The sequence below is a fragment of the Janthinobacterium sp. GL_088 genome, from assembly GCF_057837845.1.
Window position 1 is genome coordinate 5822542 of record NZ_CM174453.1, and the last position, 26325, is coordinate 5848866.

Annotated in this window: 27 protein-coding genes; 13 read left to right on the plus strand and 14 right to left on the minus strand. The window is 62.7% G+C overall.

The annotated features are described in order from the left end of the window. Positions 1-14: 14 nt before the first annotated feature. From AC3IQ7_RS26000 to AC3IQ7_RS26020, 5 genes are all read right to left on the minus strand, one after another. On the minus strand, positions 15-2252 hold the full coding sequence (locus tag AC3IQ7_RS26000) for a methyl-accepting chemotaxis protein (protein WP_099376558.1): 2238 nt from the start codon (positions 2250-2252) through the stop codon (positions 15-17). Beyond that, positions 2252-2890 carry a chemotaxis protein CheW gene (locus AC3IQ7_RS26005; RefSeq protein ID WP_099376557.1) on the minus strand — a complete coding sequence of 213 codons (639 nt, stop codon included), beginning with the start codon at positions 2888-2890 and terminating at the stop codon, positions 2252-2254. The genes AC3IQ7_RS26000 and AC3IQ7_RS26005 overlap by 1 nt, the downstream gene beginning before the upstream one ends. A 2-nt stretch (positions 2891-2892) precedes the next feature. Then, complete coding sequence (locus AC3IQ7_RS26010) at positions 2893-3258, minus strand: response regulator (protein ID WP_099376556.1); 366 nt, start codon at positions 3256-3258, stop codon at positions 2893-2895. 36 nt (positions 3259-3294) lie between these two features. Further along, positions 3295-3705 (minus strand): response regulator, encoded by a 411-nt coding sequence (locus AC3IQ7_RS26015; RefSeq protein ID WP_099376555.1) that lies wholly within the window; start codon positions 3703-3705, stop codon positions 3295-3297. A gap of 85 nt (positions 3706-3790) precedes the next feature. After that, positions 3791-3943: a rubredoxin gene (locus tag AC3IQ7_RS26020; RefSeq protein WP_010401308.1), complete on the minus strand. Its 153-nt coding sequence runs from the start codon at positions 3941-3943 to the stop codon at positions 3791-3793. 96 nt (positions 3944-4039) lie between these two features. Here AC3IQ7_RS26020 and thiD point away from each other — a divergent pair, with 96 nt between their 5' ends. The 9 genes from thiD to AC3IQ7_RS26065 all read left to right on the plus strand — a co-directional run bounded on the left by thiD (position 4040) and on the right by AC3IQ7_RS26065 (position 14465). Beyond that, the gene (gene thiD, locus AC3IQ7_RS26025) at positions 4040-4891 is read left to right on the plus strand and encodes a bifunctional hydroxymethylpyrimidine kinase/phosphomethylpyrimidine kinase (RefSeq protein WP_099376554.1); all 852 of its coding nucleotides are present in this window, start codon (positions 4040-4042) and stop codon (positions 4889-4891) included. A 41-nt stretch (positions 4892-4932) separates the two neighbouring features. Further along, on the plus strand, positions 4933-6222 hold the full coding sequence (gene hemL / locus AC3IQ7_RS26030; RefSeq protein ID WP_099376553.1) for a glutamate-1-semialdehyde 2,1-aminomutase: 1290 nt from the start codon (positions 4933-4935) through the stop codon (positions 6220-6222). Between the two features lie 375 nt (positions 6223-6597). Beyond that, positions 6598-7476, plus strand: a complete 879-nt coding sequence (locus AC3IQ7_RS26035) for a helix-turn-helix domain-containing protein (protein WP_489207705.1) — start codon at positions 6598-6600, stop codon at positions 7474-7476. A gap of 86 nt (positions 7477-7562) precedes the next feature. Further along, positions 7563-8480 (plus strand): ABC transporter substrate-binding protein, encoded by a 918-nt coding sequence (locus tag AC3IQ7_RS26040; RefSeq protein ID WP_322426143.1) that lies wholly within the window; start codon positions 7563-7565, stop codon positions 8478-8480. 73 nt (positions 8481-8553) lie between these two features. Continuing rightward, positions 8554-10050, plus strand: coding sequence for a sugar ABC transporter ATP-binding protein (locus AC3IQ7_RS26045; RefSeq protein ID WP_489207706.1), 1497 nt, complete (start codon positions 8554-8556; stop codon positions 10048-10050). Next, a complete protein-coding gene (locus tag AC3IQ7_RS26050) occupies positions 10028-11035 on the plus strand; it encodes an ABC transporter permease (RefSeq protein WP_489207707.1) in 1008 nt (335 codons plus the stop codon). Before AC3IQ7_RS26045 ends, AC3IQ7_RS26050 begins: the two co-directional genes overlap by 23 nt. A gap of 28 nt (positions 11036-11063) precedes the next feature. Further along, positions 11064-12161, plus strand: coding sequence for an alcohol dehydrogenase catalytic domain-containing protein (locus tag AC3IQ7_RS26055; RefSeq protein ID WP_489207708.1), 1098 nt, complete (start codon positions 11064-11066; stop codon positions 12159-12161). A 13-nt stretch (positions 12162-12174) separates the two neighbouring features. Then, the gene (locus tag AC3IQ7_RS26060) at positions 12175-13725 is read left to right on the plus strand and encodes an FGGY-family carbohydrate kinase (RefSeq protein ID WP_489207709.1); all 1551 of its coding nucleotides are present in this window, start codon (positions 12175-12177) and stop codon (positions 13723-13725) included. 8 nt (positions 13726-13733) lie between these two features. Beyond that, positions 13734-14465: an SDR family oxidoreductase gene (locus AC3IQ7_RS26065; RefSeq protein WP_099376546.1), complete on the plus strand. Its 732-nt coding sequence runs from the start codon at positions 13734-13736 to the stop codon at positions 14463-14465. 11 nt (positions 14466-14476) lie between these two features. Here AC3IQ7_RS26065 and AC3IQ7_RS26070 read toward each other — a convergent pair whose 3' ends face one another. From AC3IQ7_RS26070 to mpl, 9 genes are all read right to left on the minus strand, one after another. After that, complete coding sequence (locus tag AC3IQ7_RS26070) at positions 14477-15205, minus strand: HAD family hydrolase (protein ID WP_489207710.1); 729 nt, start codon at positions 15203-15205, stop codon at positions 14477-14479. Between the two features lie 293 nt (positions 15206-15498). Continuing rightward, positions 15499-16464, minus strand: coding sequence for a magnesium/cobalt transporter CorA (gene corA, locus AC3IQ7_RS26075; protein WP_034746658.1), 966 nt, complete (start codon positions 16462-16464; stop codon positions 15499-15501). Between the two features lie 222 nt (positions 16465-16686). Further along, complete coding sequence (gene mtgA / locus AC3IQ7_RS26080; RefSeq protein ID WP_099376544.1) at positions 16687-17412, minus strand: monofunctional biosynthetic peptidoglycan transglycosylase; 726 nt, start codon at positions 17410-17412, stop codon at positions 16687-16689. Beyond that, positions 17409-18236, minus strand: a complete 828-nt coding sequence (aroE, locus tag AC3IQ7_RS26085; protein ID WP_489207711.1) for a shikimate dehydrogenase — start codon at positions 18234-18236, stop codon at positions 17409-17411. Before aroE ends, mtgA begins: the two co-directional genes overlap by 4 nt. A gap of 11 nt (positions 18237-18247) precedes the next feature. After that, the gene (locus tag AC3IQ7_RS26090) at positions 18248-19105 is read right to left on the minus strand and encodes an energy transducer TonB family protein (RefSeq protein WP_322426138.1); all 858 of its coding nucleotides are present in this window, start codon (positions 19103-19105) and stop codon (positions 18248-18250) included. Between the two features lie 138 nt (positions 19106-19243). Beyond that, positions 19244-21319, minus strand: coding sequence for a ribonuclease catalytic domain-containing protein (locus AC3IQ7_RS26095; protein ID WP_489207712.1), 2076 nt, complete (start codon positions 21317-21319; stop codon positions 19244-19246). A 2-nt stretch (positions 21320-21321) separates the two neighbouring features. Beyond that, positions 21322-21936: a chorismate--pyruvate lyase family protein gene (locus AC3IQ7_RS26100; protein WP_489207713.1), complete on the minus strand. Its 615-nt coding sequence runs from the start codon at positions 21934-21936 to the stop codon at positions 21322-21324. Continuing rightward, positions 21933-22517: a YqiA/YcfP family alpha/beta fold hydrolase gene (locus tag AC3IQ7_RS26105; RefSeq protein WP_489207714.1), complete on the minus strand. Its 585-nt coding sequence runs from the start codon at positions 22515-22517 to the stop codon at positions 21933-21935. The genes AC3IQ7_RS26100 and AC3IQ7_RS26105 overlap by 4 nt, the downstream gene beginning before the upstream one ends. Then, complete coding sequence (mpl, locus tag AC3IQ7_RS26110) at positions 22514-23890, minus strand: UDP-N-acetylmuramate:L-alanyl-gamma-D-glutamyl-meso-diaminopimelate ligase (RefSeq protein ID WP_489207715.1); 1377 nt, start codon at positions 23888-23890, stop codon at positions 22514-22516. Before mpl ends, AC3IQ7_RS26105 begins: the two co-directional genes overlap by 4 nt. 115 nt (positions 23891-24005) lie before the next feature. On the opposite strand from mpl, the gene AC3IQ7_RS26115 reads away from it, so the two are divergent. The 4 genes from AC3IQ7_RS26115 to accB all read left to right on the plus strand — a co-directional run bounded on the left by AC3IQ7_RS26115 (position 24006) and on the right by accB (position 26305). Next, the gene (locus AC3IQ7_RS26115; protein WP_489207716.1) at positions 24006-24656 is read left to right on the plus strand and encodes a hypothetical protein; all 651 of its coding nucleotides are present in this window, start codon (positions 24006-24008) and stop codon (positions 24654-24656) included. A 19-nt stretch (positions 24657-24675) separates the two neighbouring features. Next, positions 24676-25230 (plus strand): TlpA family protein disulfide reductase, encoded by a 555-nt coding sequence (locus tag AC3IQ7_RS26120; protein ID WP_322426134.1) that lies wholly within the window; start codon positions 24676-24678, stop codon positions 25228-25230. Positions 25231-25312: 82 nt separating this feature from the next. Next, positions 25313-25750 carry a type II 3-dehydroquinate dehydratase gene (aroQ, locus tag AC3IQ7_RS26125; RefSeq protein ID WP_034746628.1) on the plus strand — a complete coding sequence of 146 codons (438 nt, stop codon included), beginning with the start codon at positions 25313-25315 and terminating at the stop codon, positions 25748-25750. Between the two features lie 90 nt (positions 25751-25840). After that, positions 25841-26305 (plus strand): acetyl-CoA carboxylase biotin carboxyl carrier protein, encoded by a 465-nt coding sequence (gene accB / locus AC3IQ7_RS26130; RefSeq protein WP_489207717.1) that lies wholly within the window; start codon positions 25841-25843, stop codon positions 26303-26305. Positions 26306-26325 lie beyond the last annotated feature (20 nt).

Consider the following 26325-nt stretch of genomic DNA (forward strand, 5'->3'; position numbering starts at 1 on the left):
GACTGGCGCGGCGTTCAGGCGGCGACGCGGAAGCGCGACACCGAATTTTTCAGTTCCTGCGCCAGCATCGACAATTTATGGATCGACTGCGCCGTTTGCTGCGTGCCATCCTGCGTCTGCTCCGTCACGCTCAGGATATGCTGGATATTCAAGGCCACGCCGCTGGCCGAACCGGCCTGCGTGCCGGTGGCGAACGAGATGCCCTGGATCAGTTCAGCCAGGTGTTTCGACACCTGGCTGATGTCGTTCAAGGCCGCGCCGGCCGCGTCGGACAGGCGTGCGCCCTCGACCACGCCCTGCGTGGACGTTTCCATCGCCCGCGTCGCATCCTGGGTATCGGCCTGGATGGTGCGCACCAGCGCGCCGATCTGCTTGGCGGCGGCGGCCGAGCGCTCGGCCAGGCGCTGCACTTCCTCGGCCACGACCGAGAAGCCGCGCCCCGCCTCGCCGGCCGAGGCGGCCTGGATGGCGGCGTTCAGCGCCAGCACGTTGGTCTGCTCGGTGATGTCGGAAATAAGCTCGGTGATCTCGCCGATTTCCTGCGACGATTCGCCCAGGCGCTTGATGCGCTTGGACGTATCCTGGATCTGCTCGCGGATTTCATGCATGCCCTTGATGGCGTTTTCCACCGCCGTCGAACCCTGCTGCGCGGCCGCCACCGACTGGCGTGCCACGTCGGCCGAGACGCTGGCCGACTTCGACACGTCGGTAATCGCATTGGCCATCTTGACCACGGTGGCGCTGACGCCCTGGATCTCGCGCGACTGCTGCTGCGACGCGATCAGCAGCTTGCTGGAAATGCTTTGCGCCTGCGTCGAGGCCCGGTTGACCTGTTCCGCCGTCGCCGTCACTCGTCCCACCAGGCCGCGCAATTCCTCGACCGTGTAGTTGACGGAATCGGCGATGGCGCCCGTGATGTCTTCCGATACGGTGGCCTGCACCGTCAGGTCGCCGTCGGCGACCTTCTGCAATTCATTCATCAGGCGCAGGATGGCCGCCTGGTTCTGCTCATTCCTGGCCTTCGCCTCTTCCTCTTTTCCCTGCGACTGGAGGCGCAGGATTTCCGCTTCCTGGCGCCGCCGCTCGGCATCGCGCGTGCGGTTGACGGAGTCCTGCAGCAGCACCCTGCCGATGCCGGCCGCCGCGATCAGGGTCAGCAACACGCCGCCGACCATCATCCAGAAGGCGATGCCGAGGGTTTCCTGGTTCACGTGGTACATCTTCTGCAGCAAGGTCAAACGCTGGCGCAGGTCTTCGTTCTCGTTGAAGATCAGCTGTTCCGCGCTTTTCGCCGAACTGAATTTATCGAGCCGGTCGAGTATCGACGAGACCAGCTTCTGGTAAGTGTCGAAACTGGCTTTCAGCGCCACCAGCCGGTCGCGCAGTTCGGCGTCGCGCGTGGGCGCCAGTTGCAGCGACACGCTGCCATTGAGCAAGCCTTCGACGGCGGTGCGGAAATACGTCGTGTCGCGCCCCAGCGAAAACGCCGTTTCCGAGCTGATGCTGCCAGACGACAGGAACTCGCTGGCGCTGCGGCTCATGCGCTGGCTCAGCATCATCAGGCGGCCGATGACGGCCAGATCGCGCGCATTGCCGCCACGCTGCACCTTCAGGGCCGCGATTTCCTCGGCCTGCGCCAGCAGCGCCGGCGACAGCGCGTTCAATTGCTGCAAGGTCTTGTCGAATTCGCCCAGCTCCGGCTTCAGGCGCAAGATCGTGCTGGCCGCGCGGTCGCTGCTGGCCCATTTTTTACGCGCATCGGCCACCGCCGCCAGCAGGGCGGAACGCGACTCGCCGATATCGCGTCCGTGGTACGTCCCGCCGCGCAGCATCAGTCGAAAATCCTGATTCAGTTCATTGCGGCTTTCCTCGAGCTGGCGGAAGGCTTCCGGATTGCCTTGCACGGCATTCGGCGCGGCCTTGCCGATGCGCTGCGAATGCATCAGCGCATCGCTGGCCAGCTGCGTCTGTGCCGAGGCGATATTGCCGCTGCGCGTGTTCAGCCCGACGAACAGCAGGCTGGCGGCCAGGCTCAGGGCCATCACCGTCGACAGGATGCTCAATTGTTTTTGCAGCGGAAAGTGGCCAATCAGTGGCAGCTTCCAGTCCCCGGCAGGTGCGCTGGCCAGCGACTTGCGCCGTCCCAGCGCGTCGCGCAGGCGCAGCGGCAGGTCGGCCGCCGATGCCGGGTCCCCGGGCGCGTGCTGCGCTTCGGGCATGCCGGCCGCCAGAATGGGGGAATGGGCGCCCATCAGCAAATGTCCTTGTGCATGGGGAAGCCGCCAAAGCCGGCATCGAGAAAGCGTTCCGCTTGCGCCAGCTGCGCCAGGTCCAGGCGCAGCCACTGCTGCCCTTCGCTGTCGCGCAGCGCCTGCGCGGCCCACGATGGGAGCACGCCCGGCGCCGCCTCGTGAACGGGCACGGATTGCATCGCGCGCAACTGGCGCAAGCCCAGCACGCGCTCGACCAGCAAGGCGCAATTGAGGCCAAGGCGGGGAGAAAAGGTGATGATGCGGCAGTGATTGCCCGGCGCGCAAGCCGGTTCGCCCATGTAGCGGGCCAGGTCGACGACCCCCGTCAGGCGTCCGCGCATGGCCGCCAGGCCCAGGTACCAGTCCTGCGCCAGCGGCACGCCCTGGATCTGCACACCGGCGGCAATGACGATTTCACCGAGCTGCGTCAGGTCGAGCAGGCACGGCCGGCCACCGAGCATCACGCCCAGTTCCTTGCGCGCGGCCAGCGCGCCACTGCGCGCGGCCTGTATCCGCTCGATCAATTGCAGCTGATACTGGCGCAAGCGGCCCTGCCGCGCGCCCGTCTCGAAGGATGGCATGGCGGCGGCAGGCGAAAAGGCCGCAGTGGACACGCCGTGACCTGGCATCGTGTGCATGCTCAGGAAATCGCGGCGATCTTGGCCAGAAGATCGGCTTCGACCACCGGCTTGACCAGGTAATCGCGCGCGCCCTGGCGCAAGCCCCAGATGCGGTCCGTTTCCTGGCTCTTGCTGGAGCAGATAATCACCGGCACGTCCTGCAGTTCGGGATCGCGCGCGATCGCCCGCGTGATCTGGAAGCCATTCGCACCGGGCATCACCACGTCCATCAGGATCAGGTCGGGCCTGGCCTGCTTCAGTTGCGCCAGCGCGTCGGCGCCGTCCTGCGCCGTGAGGACAGCGTAACCGGCACGCACCAGGATCTCGCTCAGGTAATAGCGTTCTGTCGGCGAGTCATCGACGATCAGAATTGTGTGTATGGCCATCTGCTTCCTTGCTGCGTTGTCAATCAATAAAACCACTTAGTCAAAATGCCCGGCCAGGTGCCGCCGCACGGCCTCCAGCAGCGCCTCGCGCGCCAGCGGCTTGGCCAGGCAGGCGCTGGCGCCTGCCATGGCGCCGCGCGCGCGGTCGAACAGGCCCTCCTTCGACGACAGCATCAGCACCGGCGTGGCGTGGAAAGCCGCACTGGCCTTGATCAGCGCGCAGGTGCGGTAGCCGTCCAGGCGCGGCATCACAATGTCGCACACGATCAGCGCTGGCTGGCAGTCGGCGATCTTGGCCAGGGCCTCGAAGCCGTTTTCCGCCACCACCACGCGATAACCGGCCTCGCCGAGTATCTTCGCGGCGGCGCTGCGTATCGTCGCGCTGTCGTCGATGACGAGTATCGTCACGGCATCGGACGGCGCCTCGGGCAAAAAGGGACGCGTCATGTGATTATTCGACAATCTTTCATACCATAGCACAGGCAGCCGCGATACCTGCGTGCGGCAGCGGCATCCCATGGCCTTCGATTAATTACAGCGCCACCATCTCGAAATCATCCTTGCGCGCACCGCATTCAGGACAGGTCCAGTTCATCGGAACATCGGCCCAACGCGTGCCGGGAGCGATGTCTTCGTCGGGCAGACCGGCCGCTTCATCATAAACCCAGCCGCAAATAAGACACATCCACGTTTGGAATTGCTGCGTTGTTTCGTTGCTACTCACGTTCTGCCACCCTTCAATCAAGTAAAATGCTGAATTAGGTATCTTAATCTACCCGCCGTGCAAAACCAAACTTCTCCCCTCATATTAAGCTTCGGCGTGTCCGATCCGGTCGGCGCGATCGGCATCCAGGCCGACCTGGCCACCTTTTCAGCCTTCGGCTGCCATGGCCTGTCCGTCACTACGGGCCTGTTGATCAGCGATACGGCGCGCGTGGAAGACGTGCAGGCGGTCGACCCGGACTGGGTTTCCGACCAGGCGCGCGTGCTGCTGGAAGACATGTCCGTGGCTGCCATCAAGATCGGCGCGCTAGGCAGCGTGGAAAACGTCACGGCCATCGCCGAAATCGTCTCCGACTATCCGAACGTGCCGCTGATCCTCGATCCCTTCATTTCGGCGCTGCCGGAACAGGGCATGGACGACGAAGACATCCTCACGGCCGTGCGCCAGCTGCTGATCCCGCAAACGACCCTGCTGGTGCTCTCGCCGGTGGAGCTGGAACGCCTGGCCGAGACCTGGCGCGACGCCGACCCGGACGACACATTACAAAACGACGTCGACTACCTGGTGGCGCTGGGCTGCGAATACGTGCTCGTCACCGGCATGCCGGCCGACGCCAGCAAGTCCGGCACGGCCGAAGGAAAGCTGCGCGCCAATACCCTGTTCGGCGAAGACGGCGTGGTGCGCCACGACGAATGGCAGCACCTGCCCGGTATCTTCAACGGCGCCGGCAGCACCCTGTCGGCCGCGGCCACCGCCCTGCTGGCCCTGGCGGAAAACGAAGACGATGTGCCGCAGATAGTCGTGGCGGCGCAGGAATTCACGGCCGGCGCGCTGGCCCACGCGCAGCGCCACGGCATGGGCAAGCTGGTGCCGAACCGGCTGTTCCGGCGCCTGGCGGGCGCACAGTAATCACGACACAGACAACGATCCACTTTCAAGGCACGATTATCATGACGACGACTTCACAGAACGACATCCTGTTTGCCCGCGCACAAAAAACCACGCCAGGCGGCGTCAATTCGCCCGTGCGCGCCTTCCGCTCCGTGGGCGGCACGCCGCGCTTCATCACGCGCGCCGAAGGCCCGTACTTCTGGGACGCGGACGGCAAGCGCTATATCGACTACATCGGTTCCTGGGGCCCGGCCATCGTCGGCCATGCCCACCCGGAAGTGGTGAAAGCGGTGCAGGATGCGGCCGCGCTGGGCCTGTCGTTCGGCGCGCCGACGGAAGGCGAAGTGCTGATGGCCGAGGAAATCACGCGCCTGGTGCCGTCGATCGAACAGGTGCGCCTGGTCTCGTCGGGCACGGAAGCGACCATGAGCGCCCTGCGCCTGGCGCGCGGCGCCACGGGGCGCGACAAGATCGTCAAGTTCGAAGGCTGCTACCACGGCCACGCCGATTCGCTGCTGGTGAAAGCGGGCAGCGGCCTGCTCACCTTCGGCAACCCGACGTCGGCCGGCGTGCCGGAAGATTTCGTGAAGCACACCCTGGTGCTCGACTATAACAATGTGGAACAGCTGAAAGACGCCTTCGACAGCTTCGGCGCGGAAATCGCCTGCGTGATCGTCGAACCGGTGGCCGGCAACATGAACCTGGTCAAAGCCACGCCGGCATTCCTGCAGGCGATGCGCGAACTGTGCACGCAGCACGGTGCCCTGCTCATTTTCGATGAAGTCATGTGCGGCTTGCGCGTGGCCTTGGGCGGCGCGCAGGCGCTGTACGGCATCAAGCCCGATCTCACGGCGCTGGGCAAGGTGATCGGCGGCGGCATGCCGGTGGCGGCCTTCGGCGGCAGCGCGGCGCTGATGCACCACATGGCGCCGCTGGGCGCCGTCTACCAGGCCGGCACCTTGTCCGGCAACCCGGTCGCCGTGGCGGCCGGCATGGCGACATTGAAACTGATTCAGCAGCCCGGCTTCTACGAGCAGCTGGGCGCCACGGCCAAGCGCCTGGCCGAAGGCCTGACCGCCGCCGCCAGGGAAGCGGGCGTGGTTTTCTGCGCCGACTACATCGGCGGCATGTTCGGCATTTATTTCAGCGCCACGCCACCGACCAGCTACGCGGAAATGATGGCGGGCGACCGCAGCAAGTTCAACGCCTTCTTCCACGCCATGCTGGACGAAGGCGTGTACTTCGCGCCAGCCGCCTTCGAGGCGGGCTTCGTCTCGGCGCAGCACGACGATGCCGTCATCGACGCCACCATCGCTGCCGCGCGCAAGGTGTTTGCCACGCTGGCCTAAGCTGCATCATTAAGCTGCACCTGTCTGCCTGACCACGCAGCGGCCCGCCTGGCCGCTGCGCGCCTCCCCGCCCTGCCATCCCCCTGCCGCGTTATTGCTCATAATCATTTGACGCAATGCACAAAATTTGACCCTGGACCGCCTCCGGCCATGCAAATGCAAAAAAAGTATCGGTTTCAGCACATGTAATCGGTAGCCCTGCCGCGCTCGCCTGCATAGAATGGGGACATAAACCAATAACCCGCCCAGCCGGCAACATGGCTGGAGCGCACGGTAACCCAGCAGGAGACACGCCATGACACGCATCCGCCTTGCCGCCACGCCCCGTTCCTGCCGTGCTGTTCCCCGCCTCGCCTGACCCGCGCGGAGCCCGCCATGCATCCCGATCTCGAAGTCGTCTGCGTGCCCGCCGATGAATCGTTTACAGCCTGGTCGCACGGCTACCCCTACCGTACCGTGCGCTGGCACTTTCATCCCGAATATGAAATCCAGCTGATCACCGACACCAGCGGCAAGTACTTCGTCGGCGACTATATCGGCGATTTCGAGCCGGGCAACCTGGTCATGTCCGGCCCCAACCTGCCGCATAACTGGGTCAGCGAGCTGCCCGATAACCAGCCGGTGCCGCAGCGTTGCCTGATCCTGCAATTCACGGCCGAATTCATGGCCAAGGCCATCGCCGCCTTCCCGGAATTGCAGCCAGTCACCACCCTGCTGGCCGAATCGCGCAGCGGCCTGTTGTTTACGCCGGAGGCAGGCGCCGCCGCGCTGCCCCTGATGCAAGCCTTGCTGGAAGCGCGCGGCTGCCGCCGGGTCATGCTGTTCCTGTCGCTGCTGGAACTGCTGCTGCACGACAGCGAGCGCCGCAAACTGTCCAGCCCCAGCTACCTGCCCGATCCGCACAGCTATATGGCGTCGAAGATCAACCTGGCGCTGGCCTATATCGGCAAGAACCTGTCGACCGACCTGCGCGAATCGGAACTGGCCGAACTGATCGGACAAAACGTCAGCTCCTTCTCGCGCTCGTTCAGCAAGCACACGGGAATTTCCTTTGTGCAATACGTGAACTTGCTGCGCATCAAACTGTCCTGCGAAATGCTCAGCAACAGCGCCTTGAGCATCACGGACATCTGCTACCAGGTCGGCTTTAACAATCTGTCCAATTTCAACCGCCAGTTCCTCGCGCACAAGGGCATTTCCCCGTCGAAATTCCGCCGCTACGACGGCCTCAAAACGGCGGCGCCAGGCAATTGAGTTCGCTTCTTCCCGCTTCATGCCCCGGCAGCAGGCAAGGCAAGGCTGCCACGACACCCAAAATCCATACTAAAAATCAGGAGACGATGATGTTGAAAAGAAAATTGCTGGCCCTGTCCACGACCGCCCTGTGCGCCGCCAGCCTGTCCGTGAGCGCCAGCGCCGCGCCGCTGAAGATCGGCATGTCCTTCCAGGAACTGAATAATCCTTATTTCATCACCATGAAAAAGGCGCTGGAAGAGGCGGCCGCCAGCATCGGCGCCACGGTGGTGATCACCGATGCGCGCCACGACGTGGCCAAGCAGACGAGCGACGTGGAAGACATGATCCAGAAAAAGATCGACATCCTGCTGCTCAACCCCACCGATTCGGTCGGCATCCAGTCGGCCGTCAAGGCGGCCAAGGCAGCTGGCGTGATCGTCATCGCCGTCGATGCGAATGCCAACGGCCCCGTCGATTCTTTTGTCGGCTCGAAAAATTTCAATGCGGGCCAGCTGGCCTGCACCTACCTGGCCAAGAGTTTGGACGGCAAGGGCGACGTGGCGATCCTCGACGGCATCCCCGTCGTGCCCATCCTGGAACGGGTGCGCGGCTGCAAGGATGCGCTGGCAGCCTTTCCTGGCATCAAGATCGTCAGCACCCAGAACGGCAAGCAGGAACGCGACCAGGCCTTGACGGTCACGGAAAACATCCTGCAGGCGCAGCCCAAACTGAAAGGCATTTTCAGCGTCAACGATGGCGGCGCCATGGGCGCGCTGTCAGCCATCGAGGCGAGCGGCAAGGACGTGAAACTGACCAGCGTCGACGGCGCGCCGGAAGCCATCAAGGCGATGCTCAAGCCCAATTCCAGGTTCATCGCCACGGCCGCCCAGTACCCGCGCGACCAGGTGCGCCTGGCGCTGGCCATCGCCATGGCAAAGAAATGGGGCGCCAACGTGCCGGCGCAGGTGCCGGTCGACGTCAAGCTGGTGGACAAGGCCGGCGCCAAGTCCTTCAGCTGGTAAGCGTCGCAGCCACCGTGCTTGCCCACTCCCGCGGCCTGGCTGCGGGAGCTTCACCGTTATTCCGGATCCCATCATGCAGACGATCTTGCAGCTACAAAACATCACCAAGGGTTTCCCCGGCGTGAAGGCCTTGAACGACATTAACCTGAGCATCCGCCAGGGCGAAATCCACGCCTTGCTCGGTGAAAATGGCGCCGGCAAGTCGACACTGATGAAAATTCTCAGCGGCATCTACCGGCCCGATGCGGGCAGCATCGTGGTCGATGGCCAGCCCTGCTATTTTCACAGCTACAACGATGCCATCGCCGCCGGCATCGCCATCATCTTCCAGGAGTTTTCCCTGGTTCCCTACCTGAATGCGGTGGAAAACATCTTCCTGGGACGCGAGCGGACGAATGCCCTGGGCCTGCTGTCGAAAAAAGCCATGCGGCAGGAAGCGGCAGCCATCTTCGCGCGCCTGAACATCGAGATTGACCTGTCGGCCGAGGTCCGCCAGCTCAGCATTGCCCAGCAGCAATTCGTGGAAATCGGCAAGGCCCTCTCGCTCAATGCCCGCATTCTGATTCTCGACGAACCGACGGCCACCCTGACGCCCAGCGAAGCAGGGCACCTGTTCGCCATCATGCGCGAACTGCGCCAGCAAGGCGTGGCGATGATCTTCATTTCGCATCACATGGAAGAGATCTTCGACGTGTGCGATCGCATCACCGTCCTGCGCGATGGCCAATACGTGGGCATGACGGACGTGGCCGCCACCGATATCGGCCAGTTGGTGGAGATGATGGTGGGGCGCAAGCTGGAAGCCAACTTCCCCGCCAAGCCGGCGCCTCCCGCCTCGCCCGCCATCGTGCTCGAGGCCCGCGACGTGCGCCTGTCCAGGGATGGCCCAGTCAACAGCTTCGAGCTGCGGCAGGGCGAAATCCTCGGCTTTGCCGGCCTCGTCGGCTCCGGCCGCACGGAACTGGCGCTGGCCGTGATGGGCGCCCATCCGGCCTGGCACAAGGACATCCGCATCCACGGCAAACGCGCCAGCCTGCGCGATCCGGCCGATGCCTTGCGGCACGGCATAGGCCTGTTGCCGGAAAGCCGCAAGACCGAAGGACTGATCCTCGATTTCGACATCAGGGAAAACATGTCCATCAATAACCTGGGGAAATACACGGGTGCGGGCCTGATACGCCGCCCGGCCGAGCTGGCCGCCACGCGGGCCATGATGGCCAAGGTGGGCGTCAAGGCGCCCGGTCCCGGCACGCGCGTGGGCACCCTGAGCGGCGGCAACCAGCAGAAAGTGGTGATCGCCCGATGGCTCAACCATCACTGCAAGATCCTCATCTTTGACGAGCCCACGCGCGGCATCGACGTGGGCGCCAAGGCGGAGATCTACCGCCTGATGCGCGCCCTCACCAGCGATGGCTATTCCATCATTCTGATTTCATCGGAACTGCCGGAAATCACCGGCATGTGCGACCGGGTCGCCGTGTTCAAGCAGGGCGCCATCGTGGCCATGCTGGAAGGCACGTCCATTCACTCCAGCGAGGTAATGCGCCATGCAACAGCCGGTCAACACTGAACCCCTCGCGGCGCCACGCCGCGCCGCCCCTCCCCTGTCAGCCAGGCGGCTGTCGGCCATGCTGAAACAGTCGTCCGCCTTCCTGCCGCTGCTGGGCCTGCTGCTGGTGTCGGCGGCAATGGCGGCCACCACCGACCATTTCTTTTCCAGCGATAACCTGGTCAATATCGCCCGGCAAGTGTCGATCAACGCCATCATCGCCGTCGGCATGACGTGCGCCATCCTCAGCGGCGGCATCGACCTGTCCGTCGGCTCCGTCATGGCGCTGACGGGTACCTTGACGGCGGGCCTGATGGTGGCGGGCCTGCCGCCCGGGCTGGCCATCGCGGCCGGCCTGGCCGTGGGTATCGCCTTTGGCGTGGGCAATGGTTTCTTTGTCGCCTACGCCAGGATGCCGCCAATTATCGTCACCCTGGCCACCATGGGCATCGCGCGCGGGCTGGCCCTGCTGTACACGGGCGGCTACCCGATCAACGACTTGCCGGACTGGTTCGAATTCTTTGGCCGCGGCACGGTGCTGGGGGTGCAGACGCCGATCCTGACCATGCTGCTGGTCTTCCTCGTCGCCTATGTGCTGCTCGACCATACGCCGCTGGGCCGCTATATCTACGCCATCGGCGGCAACGAGGAAGCGACGCGCCTGAGCGGCGTGCGCGTGGCGCGCTACAAGCTGCTGGTATATGCCATCAGCGGCGGCACGGCCGCCATCGCGGGCCTGGTGCTGACGTCGCGCCTGATGAGCGGCCAGCCGAACGCCGGCATCGGCTTCGAACTGGACGCCATCGCCGCCGTCGTCATGGGCGGCACGGCCATCACGGGCGGACGCGGTTCCATCGTCGGCACGCTGATCGGCGCCGTCATGCTCGGCGTACTGAATAACGGCCTGAACATGATGGGCGTCTCGCCCTACCTGCAAAACATCATCAAGGGCGTGATCATCCTGCTCGCCATTTACATCAGCCGCAACAGCAGCAAGCGCGCCTGACCACCACCTTTATCACCTGGAGCCTCCCATGAAGTACACCGAAGTCGAGATGCAAGCCGTCGTTTGCCACGGTCCGAAAGATTACCGCCTGAAAAAGATCACCCGCCCCAAGCCACGCCTGAACGAGTTGCTGATCCGCATCGCCGCCTGCGGCATCTGCGCCAGCGACTGCAAATGCCACTCGGGCGCCGCCATGTTCTGGGGCGGCGACGGCCAGCCGTCATGGGTCAAGCCGCCCGTGATCCCCGGCCACGAATTCTTCGGCTACGTGGTCGAGGCGGGAGAAAACGGCGAGGAACACTTCGGCGTGAAAGTGGGCGACCGCATCATTGCCGAGCAGATCGTGCCTTGCGGCAAGTGCCGTTTTTGCAAATCGGGCAAATATTGGATGTGCGAAGTGCACAACATCTTCGGCTTCCAGCGCGAAGTGGCCGATGGCGGCATGGCCGAATACATGCGCATTCCGCCCACGGCCCTCGTGCATAAAATTCCCGAGAGCATTTCGCTGGAAGACGCCGCCATCATCGAGCCGATGGCGTGCGCCATCCATACGGTCAACCGCGCCGAAGTGCAGCTCGACGACGTGGTGGTGATCGCCGGGGCCGGGCCGCTGGGCCTGATGATGGCGCAGATCGCCGCCCTGAAGACGCCAAAAAAACTGGTAGTGATCGACATGGTGCCGGAACGCCTGGCGCTGGCGCGCGAATATGGCGCCCACATCACCATCAATCCCGCCACCGACGACGCGCTGGCCATCATCCACGGCTTGACGGACGGCTACGGCTGCGATGTGTATATCGAGACGACGGGCGTGCCGGCCGGCGTGACGCAGGGCTTGAACCTGATCCGCAAGCTGGGCCGCTTCGTCGAATTCAGCGTGTTCGGCAAGGAAACCAGCGCCGACTGGTCCATCATCGGCGACCGCAAGGAACTCGACGTGCGCGGCGCCCACCTGGGACCGTATTGCTACCCGGTCGCCATCGACCTGCTGGAACGGGGCCTGGTCACCTCGAAAGGCATCGTCACGCACGACTTTCCGCTGGAAGACTGGGAACAGGCGTTCGCACTGGCCAACTCGCTCGATTCCATCAAGGTCTTGCTGAAACCGGCACAACCACAACATTAACGGGGAAACCGGCATGGATTACGTCATCGGTGTCGATATCGGCACGCAAAGCACCAAGGCCCTGCTCGTCACCAGCGACGGCGCCCTCGTGGCCCAGCATGCGCACGGTTACCAGGTCGACACGCCCCGGCCACTGTGGGCCGAGCAATGGCCAGCCGTGTGGTACGACGCCGTGGTGGCGTGCGTGCGGCAAGTGCTGCATGCCAGCGGCGTGCCGGCCGCGAGCGTCAAGGCCCTCTGCGTGAGCAGCCTGTATGGCGGTTCCGGCATTCCCGTCGATGCCGCCATGCAGCCGCTGCACCCGTGCCTGATCTGGATGGATCGGCGCGCCACCGACGAGGTGGAATGGGTCAATCAGCACGTCGACCTGGAACGCCTGTACGCGACGACCGGCAACGGCGTCGACAGCTATTACGGCTATACCAAGATGCTGTGGCTCAAGTGCCACCGTCCCGAAGTGTGGGACCGCACGCGCTACTTCCTGCCGCCGAACAGCTACATCAACTATCTGCTGACGGGGGAAGTGGCCGTCGACCATAGTTCGGCCGGCAATATCGGCGGCGTGTACGACCTGGCCGCACGCAGCTGGTCGGCCCCTATGCTGGAGGAACTCGGCATCCCCGCGCGCATGATGCCGGAGCGCCTGGTCGACTCGTCCGAGGTGGTGGGCGCCCTGCTGCCGCTGGCGGCCCAGCAGCTGGGCTTGCTGGCAGGCACGCCCGTCATCGCCGGCGGCGTCGATGCGGCCGTGGCCACCTTCGCCGCCGGCGCCAGCCGCGCGGGCCAGCATGTGGCGATGATCGGGACCAGCATGTGCTGGGGCTATATCCACCAGCAAGTCGATGCGCGCCACGGCCTGATCAGCATGCCGCACGTGTTCAACAGCCAGTGCGACCTGTATGTGTTTGGCGGCGCCATCACGGCCGGCGCGTCCGTCAGCTGGTTCCGCGACGAGTTTTGCCAGGCCGACGTGGAGGCGGCCAGACGGCTGGGCCATGCCGATGCGCACCAGTTGATGGAAGAGCAGGCGCAAGCGGTACCGCCCGGCGCGGAAGGCGTGCTGTTCCTGCCCTATCTGATGGGGGAGCGCAGCCCCATCTGGGATGCCAGGGCCAGCGGCGCCTTCCTGGGCCTGAGCCTGTACCACAGCCGCGCCCATCTGTACCGCGCCGTGCTCGAAGGCGTGAGCTTTGCCCTGAAACACAATATCGAGGCGGGCGCCAAAGGTACCGGCACGGTGGCGCTCGACGACAAGCTGATCGTCGTCGGCGGCGCCGCGCACTCGCCCCTATGGATGCAGATCATTGCCGACATCACGGGCTATCCCGTCTACACCATCGCGGAAAACGTCGAGGCGGCGCTGGGCGCAGCCTTGCTGGCGGCGCTGGGTACCGGCCTCGTCACCAAGGAAGCGGCCCAGCGGGGCTGGGTCACCTTGGTGCCGCGCAGCAAGCCACAAGCGGAGGCCAGCGAGGTGTACCGCCGCACCTTTGCCCTGTACCGCGATGCCTATCCCGCCTTGCGGCCCCTGATGCACCGCATCAATAACGACAACCAGACCTGAGGAATACCATGCTATTCGATTTCCGCCACAAGAAATTCATCGTCACGGGCGCTTCCAGCGGCATCGGCCTCGTCACGGCGCGCATGCTCAGCGCGGCCGGCGCGCGCGTCATTGCCATCGGACAAAACGCCGAACGGCTGGCCGCACTGGCCGACGAAACCGGTTGCGAGCCGCTGCAGCTCGACATCAGCGACAGCGACGCCATGGCTGCTGCGCTGGCGCCGCTGCGCAACATCGATGGCCTCGTCAATTGCTCCGGCATCTCGCAGCTGGGGCCCAGTTTGGAAGTCGACGCGGCCAGCTTTGACCGCGTGATGGTGGTCAATGCGCGCAGCGCGGCCATGATGGCGCGCCATGTGGCGCAAGGCATGCTGCGCGAAGGACACAAGGGCAGCATCGTGAACGTTTCGAGCCAGGCGGCGCTGGTGGCGCTCGAACATCATCTGGCGTATTGCGCTTCGAAGGCGGCCATGGATGCGATCACCCGCAGCCTGTGTCTGGAACTGGGGCCGCACGGCATCCGCGTCAACAGCGTCAACCCGACCGTGACCCTGACGCCGATGGCGGAAAGGGACTGGAGCGACCCGGTAAAAAGCGCTCCCATGCTGGCGGCCATTCCGCTGCGCCGTTTCGCCACCCCGGAAGAGGTAGCGAGCCCCATTTTGTTCCTGCTCAGCGACGCCGCCGCCATGATCAGCGGCGTCAGCCTGCCGATCGATGGCGGCTATACCTGCCGCTAAATCACTTGCAATTAAGCAACTTGCGGCTCGGTGGCCGGCTGCAGCAGGACCGCCACCAGCGCCGGCAGGCTGGCCATGTCGCTGAACACGACATGCGCGCCAGCCGCCTTCAGGCGCGCTTCCTGGCCGGCGGCAATATGCCCGCCGCCGATAAAGCCCAAGACCGTCATGCCTGCCGCCACGGCAGCCGTCACGCCCGTGACGCTGTCTTCCAGCACCAGGCACTGGCCCGGTGACACGCCGAAAGCGGCCGCCGCTGCCAGGTACAGGCCCGGATGCGGCTTGGCATGGCCCACCAGGTCCGGCGTGAATACACGCTGATCGAACAACGGCGCCATGCTAGTCCGCTCGAGCGCCGACAGCACGCGCGCGCTGACGCTGTTCGAGGCCACGGCCTTGGGCAGGGGAATGGCGGCCAGCGCTTGCGCCACGCCGGGCACGGCGCGCAATTGCGCGTCGCAGGCCGCATCGACCGCGTTGCCGATGGCCATGATGTCATCGGCCGGCAATTGCGGCAAGCCCAGCTCCTTGTAGATATCCTGCATCAGCGGCACCAGGCGCTGCCCCAGGCGCGGCTCGATCAAACCTTGCAGGGTGATGCCCTCAGGCAGGTTCTGCAGGCGCGGCCCCAGCAATTCCAGCAGCGCTTGCAGGGCCACGGCTTCGCTGTCGATCAGCACGCCATCGCAGTCGCTGATCAGGTGGGTGAAGCGCGGTGGGGTAGTGGCGGTATCAGGCATGGACTCTCCAGAAGGCAACAGTGACGGGAAATGCGGCGGCCAGCCAGCCAAGGCTGGCATCGCAACGATCATAGGTGGAACAGGCGGACGCTACCACGCAGAAAACGTCTGAATGACGATACTTTTCTGCCACAGGCAGCCAGCGGGGGAAAGAATCGGGCGCCAGGCAGGCGGCGACGAACAAATACCAATTCAATACCACGCAATACCAGTGATTATCGCTGATTTTTGAAATTGCTGCGTTCGTCTTGAAACCGGGACGCGGAAGCGCCCCGGCGATGCTGCGCTGCGGCTTATTTCAGCCAGCCACGGTGGCGGAAATACAGGAAGGGCGCGATGGCGCTGGTAATCATCAAGCCCCAGGCCCATGGATAGCCGAACGACCATTCCAGTTCCGGCATCAACTTGAAGTTCATGCCGTATACGCTGGCGATCAGGGTCGGCGGCAAGAAGGCCACGCTGGCCACCGAGAAGATCTTGATGATCTTGTTCTGGTTGATGTTAATGAAACCGACGGTGGCATCCATCAGGAAGTTGATCTTATCAAACAGGAAAGACGTATGGCCGTCCAGCGATTCGATGTCGCGCAAAATCTGCCGCGCTTCCTCGAACTGCTCCGAATTCAATAAGCGGCCGCGCATCAGGAAACTCACGGCGCGGCGCGTATCCATCATGTTGCGACGGATACGGCCATTCAAATCTTCCTCGTGGGCAATGGCATTCAGTGCTTCGGCCGCGTGCGCATCGGTAAATTCCTTTTGCAATACGCGCGTGCTGACTTCTTCCAGGTTCTGGTAGATGCCTTCGAGCACGTCAGCCGAATATTCGGCATCGGTGGCGTACAGGTCGAGCAGCACGTCCATGTAGTCGGCAATCGAACCTGGCCGCGAGCGGGCGCGCATGCGCACCAGGCGGAACACGGGCAGGTCGTCCGTATGCATGGAAAACAAAATCTTGCGGGCAAGAATAAAGGCTACCGTAATGACGCGCGAGGGACCGTCGTCCTCTTCACGCAGGAAGTCCGTGCGCAGGTGCAAGTCGCCGTTTTCCGCTTCGTAATAGCGGGCCGACGCTTCAATATCCTTGACTTCATCTTCGCCCGGCAGGGTGACGTTGTAGATGGCCTTGACCCAGGCCCGTTCATCATCGGTGGGGTCGGTCAGGTCGACCCACACCGGTTCGGCATTTTCGAGGTCTGCGCGGCTGTCGATCGGCACCTGGTTGAGCCGGCCATTCTGTAATACAAAGACATTGATCATGCGCGCTCTCAGCCGGATGTGGGGTTATCGTGATGTGCTGGCGCTGGCGCCAAAAATGAAAACAGCGCAAGTGTACCCGCAAAGGCCTTTTCACGACCACCCCCGGCACCGCTTTTTCACGGAAAAAGTGCGGCGTTGCACCAACCGGGGCCGATTAAGATACTGCGCCGCAATAGTGCCAATCAAGCAGCTTTGATTTTATGCAAAGAAAGCCCGCTGCCCTCAAGGCAGCTCCGCCGCCCCCATGCGGCGCAGGATGACACTGGTACGCCGGTTCAGGTAGCCCGTATCACGGTGACGGTCATAAAAGCGGGGATTCGGCAGCATCACGGCCAGTTTCGCCGCCTGTCCGGCGCTCAGGCCCGCTGCGCTGACCCGGTAATAGTGGCGCCCCGCCGCTTCGGCGCCAAAGATGCCCGTGCCAAACTCCACCACGTTCAGATAAATCTCGAAAATGCGCTGCTTTTCCATCAGGTTTTCCAGCATATACGTGATGATCAGTTCCTGGCCCTTGCGCACATAGCTGCGCGAACCGGACAGGAACAGATTCTTCGCCAGCTGCTGCGTGATGGTGGAGCCGCCCGCCACCACCTTTTGCTTCTTGCTGTTTTTTTCATATGCTTTTTGCAAGGCTTCCCAATCCACGCCTTCGTGCTCGGAAAAATTCGCGTCTTCCGAGGCGATGATGGCCCGTTTCAGATTGTTCGAGATGCGGTTGTACGGCACCCACGTCTGCTTGATGGTGGCGTTGGGATTCTTGTCCTGCAAGACAGACAATTGTTCGCGCATGAACGCCGTGCTGGACGGGTTATGATCGACCCACCACCAGATTTGCAGGAAGAAATACAGTTGCACGACGATAAAGGCCAGCACGGGCACGATGAACAGCCACTTGATCCAGCCGTAGCGGCTGGCGCCCTTGCGCGCGCCCTTCTTGCCGCCGCTCACAGGGCACCGCGCAATTGCGCCAGCAAATCCTGCGTCTGCGGCCGCACGCCGCGCCACACGTAAAACGCTTCGGCCGCCTGCTCCACCAGCATGCCCAGGCCGTCGCGCACCTGCGCGCCATGCTGCGCGGCAAAGTCCATGAAGACGGTGGGCTGGGCGCCATACATCATGTCCAGCGCCAGCGTGTGATCGCCGAAGATACCCGGCGGCACGGGCGGCAAATCGCCCGCCAGGCTGGCCGAGGTGGCATTGATGACGATATCAAAAACGCCCTCGGGCTGCGTGTAGCCGCCGGCGCGCAGCTGAGCAGCGTGACTCGCCGCATCCGCAAACTGCGCCACCAGCGCCTCGGCCGTGGCCACAGTGCGGTTGGCAATGAAGATTTCCTGCGGTCCCTGTTCCAGCAAGGGCAGCACGACGCCGCGCGCCGCGCCGCCCGCGCCCAACAGCAGGACGCGCTTGCCGGCGACGCTCACGCCCGCGTTGCGCACGATGTCCGCCACCAGGCCCGCGCCATCGGTATTGTCGCCAAGAATGGTGTCGCCATCGAAACGCAGGGTATTGACGGCGCCGGCGGCCCTAGCCCGCGGCGTCAACTCGGTGGCCAGCGCGCACGCGTCCAGTTTAAAGGGCACCGTCACGTTTGCACCCTTGCCGCCCTCGGCGGCAAACGTACGGGTCGCCAGGGCAAAGCCGTCCAGCGGCGCCAGCCGGCGATCATAGACCATGGCCTGGCCTGTCTGCAGGGCAAAGGCGGCGTGGATCAGGGGGGACTTGCTGTGGGCGATGGGATTGCCGAAGACACAATATTGATCAGGATTCATTTCTTGCTTGTTCAATTGCTGCCGCCAGTCAGGTTAGCTTCCATTTTTTCTTCGCGCGTAAATTTGAAGCGGGTGATGACGACCCACAGGTCATCCTTGTCACTCGACAACATGTTCGGTGGGAAACGGCCAAACGGCGCCGCGCGGCGCACGATGGCCAGGGCCGCCGCATCCAGTGCCGGATTGCCCGAGCTTTTCTCCACGCGGGCGCCGCCCTCTTTCTGGTAAATCGTGCCGTCCTGGAAGATGGGGATGTAGACGACCAGCTCGCCATACATCTTGCGGCCATTCTTTTGCGGGAAATTCAGGGTGCCGATTTCCTCGATGCGCTTTTGCAGGGTCTTGTAATACATGGCGTAGCCGACTTCCTGCGTGCTGGGCGTAATGAAAGTCTTGCGCGGACGTTTATTTTGGTCTTCCACGGTCTGGCTGATCTCGGCCGCCATACGCGCGATGGCCTTGCTGCTTTCCATCAAGTCTGAGCCGCTGGCCAGGGGATTGGGCTTGTCTTTTTCAGTGACGGGCGCGGCGCTGTAAGGCGTCGGCTTGGCCGCCTGCGTCAGCAATTCCTGCTGTCTTTGTTCCAGTTCGGCAATGCGCCGGGCGCTGGCCTTGACGCTGTCGCCCTCTTCCACCTTGCGCATGTCGGGCAAGGGCGACTTGGCGCGGCCCTTGTCGGCCTGTCCACCACCGTCGAGGTTAGCTTGCGCCAGGGCCTCGGCCTTCAGCGGCTTGTTGGCATGCTTGGCATTGACCAGTATCACTTCCAGGCCGGGATCCGTGGCGACGGCCCGCTGCGGGGCCGGGGCGACAAAATGCATCGCCAGCAAGGCGCCGTGCGCCAGCAGCGATACCGCCACGGCTATCATCAGAAAACGATTCTCTCGGAAAGACTTCACGCGCAACCCAGTTCGCAACAAGCACACCATACAAGATGGCTGAATTCTACGTCAAAGGGCGGTGCCGGCAACAGTTTTCAGCACCTCCTTGATGGCGTGACGACGGCCTTACTTGACCTCGGGTTCGCTGACCACGTCTTCGCTGGCCAGCTCCGCCACTTCCGCCTCGGCGTCGCCGACCTGGTTTGCCGCTTCCGGCGCCATGTCACCCTCTTCCGCGCCTTCGTCGCCCGACTCTTCCTCATAGTCCAGCTCGGCATCGGCCGCAGCGTCCGGCACGGCGGCGATTTCCAGCAGGCGCGCTTCAATGCTCAGGTCAACTTCATCCCAGCGCAGCAAGTCCAGTTTCACCTGGGCGCCGCGCGCCACCGATGGCATGCCCGGCAGCTTGATGACCAGCGGAATGTCGACCAGGCGCAAAATCTCGTCTTTCAGCACGACGGCATCGACCTGGCGCGCGTTTTCCTGGTGCAGCCAGCGCAAGCACCAGTAGCGTTCCATGTTCGACTGGAAATCGCCATACGCGGCATATGCAGCATCGAAGGCCGAGACGATGGCGAACAAATTCGCGTCGCGCGGCTTGAACGGGGCCACCAGCGGCGCCGTCACGCCATGCTCGGCGCAGGCGATGATTTGCCACTGATTGACCAGATCGGTATAGCGGCGCAAGGGCGAGGTGCTCCACGCGTATTGATCCACGCCCAGGCCCTGGTGCGGCGCCGCATGGGTAACCATGCGCACCTGCATCTTTGCCGCCCAGCTATTGCCACTGCCGCCGCCCTGGCTGCGGTAAATGCCCGGCACGCCATGGTCGTGCAGCATCTTGCCCCACGTGCTGTTTGCAAAAATCATCAGTTCGGCGACGATCTTGTCGAGCGGAGCGCCACGCTTGCGGCGCGCCACGGTGACGATGTCATTTTCCACATAGAAATTGAAATCGACACGGTTATTCTGTTCCGGCTTCAGGCCAAACGCTTCGCGTTTCTTCATGCGGCCCTGTTCCAGCTGCTGCGCCCATTGCCACAGCACGGCAAAATCGGCCTTGTGAGGATACTCGCCTTCACCGCTGGCCAGGGTTTCCTCGTTGACCAGGTCGTCGAGCTGGTTATGGCGCAAATTGCTGGCGATCGGCACCAGCTCGGCGCGCGTCTGCGTGCTGACCACCGCCCAGTCCGCTTTCGGGTCGAGGGTCGCGTACAGCGACAGGGCCGGGCACGTCGTGCCTTCCGCGAGCGTGAAAGCATTCACGATTTCGTCCGGCAGCATGGTGATCTTGTCGCCCGGCATGTAGACGGTCGACATGCGCTGGCGCGCCATCTTGTCGATCACGTCTTCCGGACGGATGCCCAGGCCCGGCGCGGCGATGTGAATACCCACTGTCACGGTGCCGTCCGGCAAAGGCTGCACGGAGAAGGCATCGTCGATCTCGGTGGTGGTCACGTCGTCGATCGAGAAGGCGGCCACGTCGGCCAGCGGCAGCTTGGCCGTCACGGCGGGCACGGGCACGTTCGGAAAACCGGCGCCTTTCGGGAAATTCTCGAAGAGGAATTTCGACAAGTGCAAGTCTTTCGGTGAAGCAATACCGCCGACAGCCAGCATCAAACGCGGCGGCGTCGTGTGCAATTCCGTGCACGCCGCTTCCAGCGCCTTGTATTCGATCGTGTTCTTGTCGGGCTTGAACAGCAGTTGCAGCACCATGGGCTGCATCGAGGCGGGCAAGCGGTTCTGTTTCAGCTCTTCCACATAGGCGGCTTGCACCAGCGCCTGCTGCTTTTTCTTTTCAATGCCGGCCAATGCCGCCTTCAGCGACGCTTCCGGCGCCGCCTTGTAGCGGCCACGGCCCTTCTTGTAGAAATACACGGGTGCCGAATGCAGAGCCAGGATCAGGCCGGCCGCTTCCGGCGGCAACGGGGCGTGGCCGAAATATTCGGCGCCCAGCTCGGCAAAGCCGAACTCGTCTTCGCCCGCCACTTCCCACAGGAAATCGAGATCGATCTCGGCAGCAACCGCCTTGGCTTGCTCCAGCAGCTCGGCCGGGGCCGGCTTTTCGTACTGCAGCAGCACGTCCTTGACCTTGACTTTGGTGCGCTTGCCGCTGGCCATTTCGACCTGGTACGCTTCACCCGCTTGCGACAGGACCGTGCCGACCTTGAAATCGCCGGATTCTTCAAAAAATAGATTCATTGTTATGCTTTGTTTATTAATGTGTCGGTTGCAACAGTGCGAGTGACGGACGTCAACTCCAGCACCGCCGGCAAAAATACTTCGGTTACCAGCAGCAATCCCTGGTGACGCTGATACAGGCAGCGGCGGGCAAAAAACAGCGCCTGCTCGTCGGCGCGCCTCCCATCCCCTGCCAGCGCCGCCTGCGCCCGCTGCACCAGCGGGTGCCCGGCACGCAAGCGGGCAAATTCCAGTTCCCCGCGCCGTACCATGCGGTCGCCAAACAAGGTCGTGCCCAGCGAACGCTCGCCCAGCGCGGAAAACAAGGGCCAGTCCGTGGCCGTCGCCTGCATGGGCACGACGGTATGGCCAAACACGGCCGGTTTGTTATCGCAGCGCAACAGCACTTCGCGTTCCCACACCCGGCCTGCGCGGTGCAAACCGATGATGGCAGACTCATCGGTCAAACAGCGCGATGTTTCCTGATGCAAACATTGCACGCGAAACGCGCTGCTGTGCGCTTTCAGCTTGGCCGTCAGCGAGCCGCCACCCGTGAGCCAGTGACGCAAGGCCGGCGGCGCATTGACGGCATTCACGTGCGCATGCCATTGCGCCTGCCGCAGCGAACCCGGCCTCACTTGGCCGCGTCCGCATCGATGCCGCAAAAGGCCAGCACGGGCGCCAGGTAGTCGGCAAATTCGCTGATGCCATGGTCGCTGCCATCGATGACCAACTGCCGCGCCCCCTGATAATGCGCCACCATGTCGCGGTAGTCGAGCACTTCATCGCCCGTGGCGGCAATCAGGAAATAGCGTTGCGGCTCAGTAATTTTCTCTACGGAAAACGCGCGCAGCTCATCGATGTATTCACGCTTGAACTCGAATGGCTTGTCCGAATGGAACTCGGTCGTCACGCCCACATGCTGTTCCAGGTCGATCAAGGGCACGATGGCGGGGTTGAGCAATACGGCGCGGCAACCGAGCTGCTCGGCCAGCCAGGTGGCGTAATAGCCGCCCAGCGAGGAGCCGATAATCGTCAGCTCGGTCGGCGCCACATCCTTGACCAATGACAAGGCTAACTCAATGGCCAGCTTGGGCGAGGCCGGCAATTGCGGGCACAGCCACTGTGCTTCGCGGCCCAGCGCCTGCATCTGCGCGACCAGCAAGCGCGACTTCATCGACAGGGGCGACGAGCGAAATCCATGCAGGTACAGAATCATCGGCCCAGCGCCTCCAGCAACTTCTGGTGCACGCCGCCAAAGCCGCCGTTGCTCATGACCACGATCTGGTCGCCGGGACGGGCGCTTGCCGCCACGGCCGCCACCAGGGTATCGATGTCTTCATAAGCGCTGGCAATCTTGCCCAGCGGCGCCAGCGCGTCGCCCAGGCTCCAGCCCAGCGCGGCATGGCTGCCGAAACCGAAGACCAGGTCCGCATCCTTGAGGCTGCCCGGCAGCGCATCTTTCATGGCGCCCAGCTTCATGGTGTTCGACCGCGGTTCCAGCACGGCCAGGATGCGGCCGGTGTTGCCTATCTTCTGGCGCAGGCCGCCCACGGTGGTGGCAATGGCCGTCGGGTGATGCGCGAAATCGTCGTACACGGTCATGCCGTTGACCACGCCACGCACTTCCATGCGGCGCTTGACGCTCTCGAACGTGGCCAGCGAAGCGCACGCCTGGCCAATCGGCACCCCCACGTGACGCGCGGCGGCGATGGCTGCCAGCGCATTGCTGCGGTTGTGCTTGCCCGTCAGGGCCCACGCCACCTGGCCTTCCTGCTTTCCATTGAAGAACACGTCGAAGCTGCCATCGGCCTGCTCTTGCAGTTGCCAATTAGCATCTTGACCAAAACTTTCTTTTTCGCTCCAGCAACCGCGCGCCAGCACGCGCTGCAACGACGCTTCGTCGCCGTTGAACACGAGGCGGCCAATGCCGGGCACCGTGCGCACCAGGTGATGGAATTGCGTCTCGATCGCGTGCAGATCGGGGAAGATGTCGGCGTGATCATATTCCAGGTTATTCATGATGGCCGTCTTCGCGTGGTAATGCACGAACTTGCTGCGCTTGTCGAAGAAGGCCGTGTCGTACTCATCGGCTTCGATGACGAAGAAGTCCGACTCGGCGCTCTTGCCGTCAATCTTGCCGCTGAGGCGGGCGGAAATGCCAAAGTTCATCGGCACGCCACCGATCAGGAAGCCCGGCGCGTAGCCCGCGTCTTCGAGTATCCAGGCCAGCATGGCCGATGTTGTCGTCTTGCCATGCGTGCCAGCCACGGCCAGTACCCACTTGTTGCGCAAGATATGTTCGCCGATCCACTGCGGGCCGGATACATACGGCAGGCTGCGGTTGAGGATTTCTTCCACCAGCGGGTTGCCGCGCGAGACCACATTGCCAATCACATACAAATCCGGGTTCAGTTTGGTTTGTTCCGGATCAAAGCCCTGGATCAGTTCGATTCCCTGCGATTCCAGCTGGGTGCTCATCGGCGGATATACGTTGGCATCGCAACCGGTGACTTTATGGCCGGCTTCCTTGGCCAGGACAGCCAGGCCGCCCATGAAGGTACCGCAAATGCCGAGAATATGAATATGCATGTGATCAGTGCGAAAGGTGCACGCTTAAGTAAGTAAGACGGTGAGATAAAAAACAGCAAGTGCAGGATTTTACCTGACGCCATGACTTTTTCCGCTTCGGAGTATCATCTCGCTCATGACAAACGATGCATTTGACGATAGCGCGCAGTTGCGCCTGGAAATCGCTGCCGCTGCCGCGCGCCTCGTGGCGCAGGATGGCGCCGACTATGGCAGCGCCAAGCGCAAGGCGGCGCGGCAAGTCCTCGGCGACGCACCGAACCGGCCCACGAATCGGCCCAATATACTGCCTGACAACGAGATGATCGAAGAACAGGTGCGGCAATACAATGCCCTGTTCCTGGCCGACAGCCAGCCGGCGCGATTGTTCCAGCTGCGCACGATTGCGCTGCAGGTGATGGAAGCCTTGCAACAATTTCATCCCCTGCTCAGCGGCCCCGTGCTGAACGGCACGGCCGGCCCCCATGACGAGATCTATTTGCAGCTGTTTGCCGAGAGCGCCAAGGAAATTCACATCTTCCTGCTGAATAAAAATGTCGTGCTCGACATGTCGGAAAGCCCGCATTTCAAGGGAGCGCGTTATGATGCGGTCGAGACAGCCAGTTTCTTGTGGAAAAACGAAGGCGTGCACGCGGCCATGTATGAGCTCGACGATATGCGCGGCGCGCTGAAAGCCAAGGCGGACGGCAAGGTGCTGCGCACCGATATCGCCGGGCTGCGCAGCCTGCTGGCCGCCAGCCTCGCCGATGGCGTGCCGGCTGCCGACTAACATTGATATAGATAAAGTTATGACAAAAAAGAATTGGATCGCCTGCGCCATCGTGGCGCTGATGTTTGGCGGCATGGGTGCATACGTCGGTTTGAGCAAGGAAAAAGCGAAGGAAGCGGGACCGCAGACGACTGCCATCGCGCCAGGCGCGACGGGTCCCGTCAACGAGCTGTATGCGCTGTCCCTGCCCGACGCGGCCGGTGCCACGCAGGCGTTGTCGCAATGGAAAGGCAAGAATGTGCTGGTCAATTTCTGGGCACCGTGGTGCCCTCCTTGCGTGGAAGAAATGCCGGAGTTATCCGAAGTGCAAGCTCACTACGGGTCGAAAAACCTGCAGGTGATCGGCATCGGTATCGATTCGGCCAGCAATATTGCCACTTTTGCCAGCAAGGTCAAGATCGCCTATCCCGTGTATGTGTCCGGCATGAGCGGTACCGACCTGTCGCGTCATTTTGGCAATGCCACGGGCGGTTTGCCCTTTACGGTGCTGATCGGCGCCGATGGCGAAGTCAAAAAGACCTATCTGGGCCGCTTGAAATTTGATCAGTTGCGCGCCGATCTGGATAAATTGTAAATTCGGAGCGTGCTTTTTTCTCTTGCCAATGCGTATCTTTGGCGGCAAAATGCGGAACTTTCGCTAAAACGGTCTTCCATACATGGCAAAAAACCTCCTTCTGCTCAACGGTCCCAACCTGAATTTGCTGGGAACGCGCGAGCCTGAGGTCTACGGCGCCAGCACCTTGGCCGATATCGAGCAGGCAGCAATGGCGCAAGCCATGGCGGCCGGTGCCGACCTGGTTTGCTTTCAAAGCAACCATGAAGGCGCGCTGATCGACCGCATCCATGCCGCGCGAGCGGAAGGGATCGATGCCATTGTCATCAATCCGGGCGGCCTGACCCATACCAGCGTTGCCTTGCGCGATGCGCTGGCCGGGGTCGCCATCCCGTTCGTGGAAGTCCATATCTCGAATATTTATCAACGCGAAACGTTTCGACATCACTCATTTCTCAGCGCGATCGCGCAGGGGACGATCTGCGGCCTGGGTATCGATGGATATCGGTTTGCCATCGACTTTGCGCTTAAAAAACGTTAATCTACGCGATCTGCACGCATTTAGCGCGGCGATAGGTTCTGGACATCACCGCATCACTCATAAAACAAACTACATTCCTAGGGGTTTTACATGGATCTACGAAAACTCAAGACCTTGATCGACCTGGTCGCCGAATCGGATATCGCAGAGCTGGAAGTTACCGAAGGCGAAAGCAAGGTTCGCATCGTCAAATCGTCGGCCATGCCGCAAAACCAGATGGTCATGATGCAGCCGCAAGGCATGCAAGCCCAATACCAGCCAGCCGCGCCAGCCGCCGCCCCCGCTGCGGCATCTGCCGTCGTGGTCGCCGCCGAGCCAACGGGCTATGTGGTCAAGTCGCCGATGGTCGGTACCTTCTACCGCTCCTCCGCTCCTGGCACCGCCGCCTATGTTGAAGTGGGCTCGACTGTCAAGGAAGGTGATACCCTGTGCATCATCGAAGCGATGAAGCTCCTGAATGAAATCGACTCCGATAAAGCCGGTGTCGTGACCCAGATTCTGGTCGAAAACGGCCAACCGGTCGAATTCGGTCAACCCTTGTTTGTGATCGGCTAAAACCCAGTCCACACGGCCGG